Source organism: Paenibacillus sp. KS1, from assembly GCF_001680695.1.
GTDB classification, from domain to species: domain Bacteria; phylum Bacillota; class Bacilli; order Paenibacillales; family Paenibacillaceae; genus Paenibacillus_B; species Paenibacillus_B suaedae.
Genome location: NZ_MAIS01000212.1, coordinates 1 through 1,801, shown reverse-complemented (window position 1 = coordinate 1,801; position 1,801 = coordinate 1). Strand labels below are relative to the sequence as shown.

At 39.8% G+C, this 1,801-nt stretch carries 3 protein-coding genes; 2 read left to right on the top strand and 1 reads right to left on the bottom strand.

The features are described 5' to 3' along the window. Positions 1–200 precede the first annotated feature (200 nt). The gene (locus BBG47_RS27875; protein ID WP_065294448.1) at positions 201–386 is read right to left on the bottom strand and encodes a hypothetical protein; all 186 of its coding nucleotides are present in this window, start codon (positions 384–386) and stop codon (positions 201–203) included. 76 nt (positions 387–462) lie between these two features. On the opposite strand from BBG47_RS27875, the gene BBG47_RS27870 reads away from it, so the two are divergent. Both BBG47_RS27870 and BBG47_RS27865 read left to right on the top strand, forming a co-directional pair. Next, the gene (locus BBG47_RS27870) at positions 463–1,035 is read left to right on the top strand and encodes a DJ-1/PfpI family protein (protein WP_065294447.1); all 573 of its coding nucleotides are present in this window, start codon (positions 463–465) and stop codon (positions 1,033–1,035) included. A 25-nt stretch (positions 1,036–1,060) separates the two neighbouring features. Continuing rightward, entirely contained in the window at positions 1,061–1,486 is a 426-nt protein-coding gene (locus BBG47_RS27865; RefSeq protein WP_065294446.1) for a hypothetical protein, read from the top strand. Positions 1,487–1,801 lie beyond the last annotated feature (315 nt).

Genomic DNA, 1,801 nt, shown 5'->3' with positions numbered 1-1,801 from the left:
CGATCATAGACGCTAGAATTGCTTTTTTTAGATTCATTTCATTTGCTCCTATGTATGAATTGATGAGTTCTACTTTTATGCTAACATTGAATAAATAAGATTCAACTTAACATAATCTGAATATAATTTAAGAATAAAATCAGAAATAAAATGCGGCCAGATGGAGGCTTCTTACCCATCCCATATAGCGAAGAGCCTTTTTAATTCACTTTTGCCCCTACCTGGTTTCCCGCAATCGTTCTAACATTTCTTTGCCCCTTGATCTGAAGCTCGGCAACCGCATCGTCGAGCGTTTCCTCTTTGTTAATAATGGATTTCAGCGCAGCCGACAATAACGAATCGAATTCAGCTTGGTAACGCTGGGGCGATATCCAGTTATTAAACAATTTAAACCTCGTTACCTCCACTTGAAATTGTTATAATTAAAATGTTTTTAATATTTTTATAATGGAGGGCTAGAGAATGAAAATTGCAATAGTCTGTTTCGATAACTTTACTGATATAGATGTTTTTTTACCATGGGATTTATTAAATCGTGTACGTCTAGTTGGCGGTATTTCTGATTGGAATGTCCAACTATTAGGAACGGAAAAAACTCATATATCCATGTCTGGCTTACGTATCCCCATGACAGGAAGCATATCTGATATTCCTTCCGCTGACGCTGTAATATTTGCAAGTGGTAAGGGTGTACAAGATTTATATCAAAATCAAGAATATCTTAATAGCATTCATGTAGATCCTCAAAGACAATTAATAGGCTCTATGTGTTCTGGTTCACTACTACTAGGAGCTAAAAAATTGTTAACTGGCAAAAAAGCAACTACATATCCATCCGTAGTAGAACAACTTAAAGAATTTGATGTAGACGTTATTGAGCAAAGTTTCGTAAACGAAGGAAATATCTCGACTGCCGCAGGTTGTTTTGCTGCTCAAGATCTCTCAGCTTGGATTATAAGAACCCTAATTAATGAAGAAATGGTTGACACTGTGCTAGAAACTGTTCAGCCAGTGGGCAAAGGTTTATATTTTTAATTTCAAATCAAGTCAGAAGTAGATAATGCTACACACGACAGCTACTCAACTCGGCGCCTTCGGCTACCGCTTCTGGAGCAAGCCGATGCCGAAGCTGAAACGATATCTTAAAAAGGGAGAACCACATCCGTTGGAGCAGGTCACCGACGAGAAAGACAGACAGCGGATTCGATTGACGTTTCAGGCCATCGAAGGATTCGTCATGTGCAGTTGCTTCGCAACGGGACTGGTACAGATGATCTCCTTGCGCTTTTCTGAGTGCGCTCCTAACCTGCTCTTCCGCTATCTCCGAACGCCATCCAAGACCGTCGTTTCTGAGGCGACCGTGGTGGTGTATTTGCGCAAGTCTATTTTTCGCTTGTTTGCCCAAAATCCGCATTTATCCATAACCCAAATAATTCGTTCCAAGCATGAAATGCCTGATATTGACGAGGATTTTCTGGCTTCTTAAGCGTTAGAACTTTTCACTGTCCAGTACCATACAACTCATAACTTTATATGTACCGACTGCGATGTTTCCTGTTCTTTTCTTGGTTATACATATTTAGTATTATTCCCCTTCCCCTAATTGCTTTTCTCGCTTCCATTTCTTTTTGTTGGTACTACCTGCCATATCGTACCCTTTTACCATGTCTTTGTTCTTTTTGGGCTCCATTATGTCATGCTCTCATTTGCTGCATATGCGAAGGAAATTACCGGACGGTCACTGGGTTATATTACATGCTCCCTCTACGGTTCTGTTTAAACAGCTTGATCGTGTTATCAA